Origin of the sequence: Desulfobulbus rhabdoformis (genome assembly GCF_016919065.1) — a bacterium.
Taxonomy (GTDB): Bacteria; Desulfobacterota; Desulfobulbia; order Desulfobulbales; family Desulfobulbaceae; genus Desulfobulbus; species Desulfobulbus rhabdoformis.
Map to the genome: position 1 here is coordinate 23,721 of NZ_JAFFQA010000053.1, position 6,721 is coordinate 30,441.

Annotated in this window: 6 protein-coding genes and 1 pseudogene; all 7 read left to right on the forward strand. The window is 49.8% G+C overall.

What is annotated here, in order from left to right:
• Positions 1–144 precede the first annotated feature (144 nt).
• The 7 genes and pseudogenes from flgK to JWJ90_RS19790 all read left to right on the forward strand — a co-directional run bounded on the left by flgK (position 145) and on the right by JWJ90_RS19790 (position 6,336).
• Complete coding sequence (gene flgK, locus JWJ90_RS19760) at positions 145–1,542, forward strand: flagellar hook-associated protein FlgK (protein WP_205228949.1); 1,398 nt, start codon at positions 145–147, stop codon at positions 1,540–1,542.
• A 3-nt stretch (positions 1,543–1,545) separates the two neighbouring features.
• Positions 1,546–2,520 (forward strand): flagellar hook-associated protein FlgL, encoded by a 975-nt coding sequence (gene flgL / locus JWJ90_RS19765; protein ID WP_205228950.1) that lies wholly within the window; start codon positions 1,546–1,548, stop codon positions 2,518–2,520.
• A 281-nt stretch (positions 2,521–2,801) separates the two neighbouring features.
• Positions 2,802–3,047, forward strand: a complete 246-nt coding sequence (gene csrA / locus JWJ90_RS19770; protein ID WP_205228951.1) for a carbon storage regulator CsrA — start codon at positions 2,802–2,804, stop codon at positions 3,045–3,047.
• Entirely contained in the window at positions 3,044–3,475 is a 432-nt protein-coding gene (locus JWJ90_RS19775; protein WP_205228952.1) for a flagellar assembly protein FliW, read from the forward strand. Before csrA ends, JWJ90_RS19775 begins: the two co-directional genes overlap by 4 nt.
• Positions 3,476–3,901: 426 nt before the next feature.
• Positions 3,902–5,494 (forward strand): annotated as a pseudogene (locus JWJ90_RS23780) (flagellin N-terminal helical domain-containing protein); the annotation flags it as partial.
• 27 nt (positions 5,495–5,521) lie between these two features.
• Complete coding sequence (locus tag JWJ90_RS24005) at positions 5,522–6,103, forward strand: flagellin (RefSeq protein WP_420828930.1); 582 nt, start codon at positions 5,522–5,524, stop codon at positions 6,101–6,103.
• Between the two features lie 29 nt (positions 6,104–6,132).
• Positions 6,133–6,336, forward strand: coding sequence for a hypothetical protein (locus tag JWJ90_RS19790; protein WP_205228953.1), 204 nt, complete (start codon positions 6,133–6,135; stop codon positions 6,334–6,336).
• Positions 6,337–6,721: the final 385 nt, after the last annotated feature.

Sequence of the window (6,721 nt, forward strand, 5' to 3'; positions counted from 1 at the left end):
CTCCACTTTTTCTAAACTTTTTCCGCGTATCTGCCGATAGTAACACTATGAAACAAACTGTTACATCTGGTCCCTACCAGACTGTGACAGGCGAGGTTTATACAGTCTGTAATTTTTTTCGATACTCGGGAGATCAGCTCACTCATGTCAAGCCTGCTCAACGCATTAAACGCTGGCAAAACCAGCCTGCTGACCAACCAAAAGTCGATAGAGATCGTTGGCAACAACATTGCCAATGTCAACACCGAAGGGTACTCGCGGCAACGAGCCGAGCTCATGCAGATCCCGTCGGTGAACTTTGGGGATTTCTTTGTCGGTCAGGGCGTCACCGTTTCTGATGTCAGTCGTGACTACAGCGTGTTTATCAACCGTCAACTGCAAGACAAAACCATAGAGTATGGCGAGGAAAGCGGTCGCTCTAACTCTCTCTCTGAGCTAGAGCGAATCTTTTCGGTGGGGGAGGACAATCTTGCCTCCCAGATCAATGACTTCTTTGATGCATGGCAGGAATTGAGCGCAAACCCCAGTGGTGAAGTTGAACGCGACATAGTGATCCAACGTGGGAATTTACTCGGCGAAGCCTTTGCCTCCATAACCAATGAGCTGAATACGGTTGTCTCCAACATGAACACCGAAATTACCGGTGAGGTTGATTATCTCAACGAAAAAATACAGGAAATAGCCAAACTCAATGAGCGAATAAGCCTGGTCGAAATTAACGGACAAACAGCCAATGCCGCCCGGGATCAACGAGACCTCATCGTCCAGGATCTCTCCGAGACCATTGGCATTGAAACCTATACCGATAGTCGCGGTATGCTCTGTGTGCAACTTCCCGGGGGCAAACCCTTGGTCCAAGGAAACATCTCTGCACAATTCAAGGCCGTGACTGAAGGAACGAATGTCGAAATTCAGCTGGAAACCACCGGTGTGACCATGGACGTCGATATTGACAACCTCGGCGGGCGGCTCAGGGGCATGTTTGAGATGCGCGATGTCTTTATTGCCGACATGCAGGACGATCTTAATACATTAGCCATCGATCTGACAGACACTGTCAACAGCCAGCATCTGACCGGCTATGATTCAAACGGTGTTACCGGACGACTCTTTTTTAACGATATAACTGCACTGCCTGTTGGCCAGGTTGCAAGTCGCAATGTGGTACTTGCCATCTCCGATGCCTCAGAAATTGCAGCAGCCGGTAATCCGGAGGCAGCGCCCGGCGACAATGAAAACGCCCTGGCTATTGCCCAACTTGAAGTAACCCATCATGTGGGGAGCACAGGTGACACCTTTGATAATTATTTTGCCAAAATGGTGGCGAATGTTGGGATCGAGTCCGCGCGCAACAAGCTGGCGCTTTCCGGTGCTGAAGACGCATCCATTCAACTGCAGAACCTGCGTGATGGCTATTCAGGCGTTTCGTTGGAGGAAGAGATGATTGACCTTATTCAGTATCAACGCGGATTTGAATCATCAGCCAAATTTCTCTCAACGGTTGATGAAATGATGAATGCACTCCTTCAACTCAAGGGATAAGCCATGAAAGCCACACAAGGAACCACCTATCGCATGTTGGGCTCCCGCGTCAATGACGTTGCCCTGCAGCTTGAAGAGTTGCGCACCATTGGTGCCACAGGCAAGAAACTCAACCGTGCATCCGATGATCCAGCCTCAGTCCGGCCGGTACTCAACACGCGAAAACAGATCTCCAATATTGACCGTAATCTTGAGACCATGGGCAAATCCCTGGATACCATGCAGGCAACCGATGGTCACCTTGAGCATGTGGAAAACATCATGCAGCGTACTAAGGAGATCATGACTAACGCTATCAACGGCGCAATGAACGATGACGATCTGACGGTCCTTGCCGATGAAATTGCTCAGCTGCGGAATGAACTGCTCGACTCGGCCAACGGCATGGTGGATGGCAAGTATCTCTTTGGTGGCTATGAGGAAGACACCGTTCCCTTTGTAGAGAATCCTTCCTACGATCCCCTCACCTACGACCCCAATGATTCTGCGACATGGCCCTACCTGTACCAAGGCGATGAAAATGCGACTTCGCTTGAAATAACCACAGGTGAGCGACTCACGGTGAATCTTACCGGGAATGATCTCTTTTTTGGTACCAGCACCTGGGATACGACCACCTCCACCAACAACAGCACCGAAACCGGGCGCTATGATCTTTTCCTGGAACTCACTCAGGCTGAAGAGGCCCTGCGCAGCAGTGATCAAGTTGCCATGCAAACAGCCATGGATGATCTTGAAGGGGCCGCTGAACAAAACCGACGCCTCCGTTCGCAGTTGGGAAATCGGGCCAGTCGGGTCGAAACGGCCATGGATTATCAGGAAGGGGTCAAGGTTGACCTGTCCCAGGTCCTTTCCCGCTATGAAGACGCTGATGCTGTTGAATCCTTTAATGCGATTATTCAGCAAGAAACAGCCTTTCAGGCAGCGCTGAGCGTCACCGCACAGGTCTCTTCCATGTCGATCCTCGATTTCATTTAAGCTCTATCAAAAGACGAGCTTTCTGCAGCCCTGCAGTTCCACATAGCCTTTTCTGCTCAATGCAGCATCGGTTTCAAAAGGTACACGTCCCACAATAAATTTGTGGGACAGGCTTCAACTCTCCTAAACTGCTTGCCTTTTACGCTTGTTTACAGGATACTATCGTGAAAGATGTTCTTAAACATTTTCCCAACCTCTGGTATAGTTATGCCAGTCGGAAAAAAACATCTTTCTCTCTACATTACTTTCGGATTCTTCCGAACTGACTCAGGTATGATTCTATGCTGGTGTTGACCAGAAAACCCGGTGAAGGCATAATTATCGGGGATGATATAACGATAAAAATTATCGAGATGAAAAGTGGTGGCATCCGCATTGGTATTGATGCGCCCCGTGACACCAAAATTTATCGGCAGGAAGTGTACGATCGCATCCGTCAGGAAAATATTGAAGCCGCGGCCGGTTGGGATATGAACGATCTTGATCTCCTCAGTGATCAGTTAGCAGGAAGGACGTTAAAAAAATGAAAACAATCAATACCCGTTTCGGCGAGGTGCAATACGATCCCTCCAGTGTGATCCATTTTCCCGAGGGACTGGTTGGGCTTGATCAGTTGAAAAATTTTCTGGTAATGCCCAACGAAAAAAAAGGGCCTCTCTTCTGGATCCAGAGCGTTGATGATCCGGCATTTGCCTTTGTTGTCACCGACCCGACCAATTTTTTCCTGGATTACGCGGTGCTTCCCGATGAAAAAGAACGCCAAAAGCTCGGAATTGATGAAAACGGAGCCTGTTTTGTCCTGGCCATTGTGACTGTGACCCAAGATAAACAAATTACACTTAATCTCTCAGGCCCTATCCTCTACGCTCCCGAGTCAAGGAAAGGTATTCAGGTTGTTCTTGAGGACCCACGTTACGATATCCGGACACCACTCCCGAAAGTGGAAAAAGAATAAATACACAGAGCAAATTGATCTTTTTTAGCCGGACCTCTGTCCGGCTTTTCTTTTTCCTCTCCGTTTAGCAAGCGCCCTCCAATTGTGCTTATCCTCTGAAATTCACAGCTCAAGAGTTCCTTTCTCCTTCCCTAGATCGCCCGCCAGCCGTTGCCCTGCAATAACTTTACGCAAAGAGGAAAGAGCTTCACTGGGGCCTCTTTCAGGAAAGCGAAGCGGTTAAAAACGAACTAACGAAGGCAACCTGCTGTTAATACATCTTTTATTGTTTTATTTTTTTCCAAAAAAGTTCTTAACCATTTTCCAGATCACTCCGAAGAGTACATCGAGAGAATGAAGTAAGCATTGAGAGAAAAGTTACGTTTGTATCGTTAGCCCAAGGTCAACTATAGGACGACCACGGCTAGTAAATTCATGGAGGAAACCATGGCTTTAACGATTAATACAAACGTCGCGTCCCTAAATGCACAGAGAAATTTAACCTCATCCCAGGGAGACTTGGCCACCGCAATGGAAAGGCTGTCTTCCGGGCTTCGCATCAACTCCGCTAAGGACGATGCCGCCGGTCTTGCCATCTCCGACCGGATGACCTCCCAGATTCGCGGTCTCAACCAGGCTGCCCGAAATGCCAACGACGGTATTTCCATGGCACAGACTGCAGAGGGCGCGCTCCAAGAAACCACCAATATCCTGCAACGTATGCGCGAGCTGTCCATTCAGGCGGCAAATGATACCAATAGCGCCTCTGATCGTGCTTCCCTGCAGGCTGAGGTGAATCAGCTCCAGCAGGAGATGACCCGCATCGCCTCCAGCACCTCTTTTAACAACAGAAACGTACTCGATGGCACACTGAACAATGCCCAATTTCAGGTTGGAGCCAATGCCAACGAAACGATTACGTTCTCTATTCCATCGGCCAAGTCGGCGGATCTGGGCATTAACCTTCTGGAATCGACCAATGTTGTCGGAATCGAGGCAGCCACATCCTCCGGGAGCAGTGCGATCACCTCTCCTTCCTTGGCAGGTAGTGGCTCTGGTGGCTCGGCATCAGCCAACCTGACTGCAGCCCAGGTAGCAGCGCTGCCCGCTCAGGATCTGACCCTGACGTTTAGCGATGGCACCACGCAAACAGCACCCCTGACCGATGGCATGTCCGCCCTTCTTGCTAAAACTCCAATTGACTCTGCTGCAGGCGTCGCCACAACCGCCTCCTATGCAACAAATAGCGTTACGGTTGATTTTGCGGCGAGTGGCTCCTGGAGTGACCTAAGCAGTGATGAGGTCACCCTGACAATTGGTAATGGATCAACAACAACTGATTTGACTATTACCGCGACCTCAGGCAACACCTTTATTCAAGACCTTGCCACCGCTTTAAGTGACACCATGCCGGGAGCAGTAACACTTCTCACCGACGGTACTAGCACAGGTGTTGTCTTCTCGAGCACAACCGGTGAAAATATTGAACTGTCCAACCTTCGGGTTTCCGGATCCGGCACCACCGCGGTTTCAGCGACCTACACTGGAACCTCCTCGGGAACACTCACCACGAGTGGCTCCGAAGCGTATGTACAGCGTTCTGGAGTATCTTACGACGTTGACTCGTCTGCAGATTTAGCCTCGGTCACATCCAACGGTGACGCCCTCGGTGTCGATCCAAATACTGAAGGCTTGACCAGCACCGGTGTTTCTTCCACCACTGGCGGAAATAATGTCGTGGCCCAAACTCTGACGATTGTAGGGCCGGACGATACACAGGATGTCATAGTCGAAACAGATGACGATGCCTACACCATCGCCCACAACGTTAACCTTGAGTCCTCCTTAACAGGGGTGACCGCTGAAGCCAGGACAACTGCAACCATTTCTGACCTGATCACGGATGGAACCATCAGCTTCGCCTTGCAGGGATCCAACACCGAGGCCATAGAGGTAAGCGCGACCGTCACCACAGATGACCTGGAGGCCTTGGCAACAGCCATTAACGAACAGTCTGGCAATACTGGTATTATCGCGACCTTAAGCGGCGATAAAAAAAGTATCGATTTGGTTCAGTCGGAAGGATATGACATAAAAATCGGTGATTACAGCCATAGCGGCAACCTGGCAGCCGATACCATATCGGTCACAGGCAATGAAGGCGCACGCGTCGTCCTGGCAGGCAATACAGGAAGCTCGACTGATTCCACCGTTATCGGCGGCGAGGTCACTTTTTACAGTACAGGTAACTTTAACATCAGTAGCTCTCTGGACAACAGCTCAGGCTCACTGTTCAGTACCGCATCGGGTGTAGCCAATGCAAGTGACCTGTACTCTGTCGACACCATCGACATCAGTACGGTTGAAGGCGCCACAGAGGCAATCAAGGCTATCGACGGCGCCATCAGCCAGATCGATGACTTACGTGGCTTGTTAGGTGCCATTCAGAATCGATTTGAATCGACTATCTCCAACCTGCTGAATGTTTCTGAGAACCTTTCCGCAGCCCGCAGTCGTATCCTTGATGCGGATGTGGCCCAGGAAACCTCCAACATGACCAAAAACAATATTCTTCAGCAGGCTGGTGTTTCCATCCTCACCCAGGCGAATCAGACGCCGCAATTGGCGCTGCAGTTACTCCAGGGCTAAAAGAGATACAGATTTTCGAGGAAAACACCATGAAGATAGTTATGTTCCAGTATAACAGGGATGCTTCGGCCATCATCAGCGACAATAATCTAAGCCGCTCAGGAGCCGAACACCAGATCCAGAACAATTCGATTCTGGCCCACGGGTACCATGATCGCCTTCTTTGGGAAGAAGCAGCATCATTGAAGCCAAAACCAAAAAGCGAATATATAATTCTCGGCAACTGGCATTAACGGTACTGACACCCAAAAAAAGAAGCCCTGCTCAGCAAATTCCTGAGTGGGGCTTCTTGCTTTGGGAGTTCCCTAAAGCAATGTAAGCGCATGGTCTCCCGTTATTTATCGGCTTAACCAGATTTGCGAGAGAGTCTTGAGTAATGAGTGTCTTGAATAATTAGATTTTTCAATCAGAGACAGGTAGGCGTGGACTTCGCAAAATTGGCAGAAAACACAAACATTGAAGCATTCCAGAGGGTTTGGCCACAATCAAGGGAGAAGTGGTCCCTCTTTTTGGACCACCACTTTATGTCTTTAGGCTAACTCCATAGCTCCGGTGGTGCCGCTCAGCCCCTCCCCCCGCGGGGGGAGGGGCTGATTTTTTTCAGGCCGCTTCTTTTGT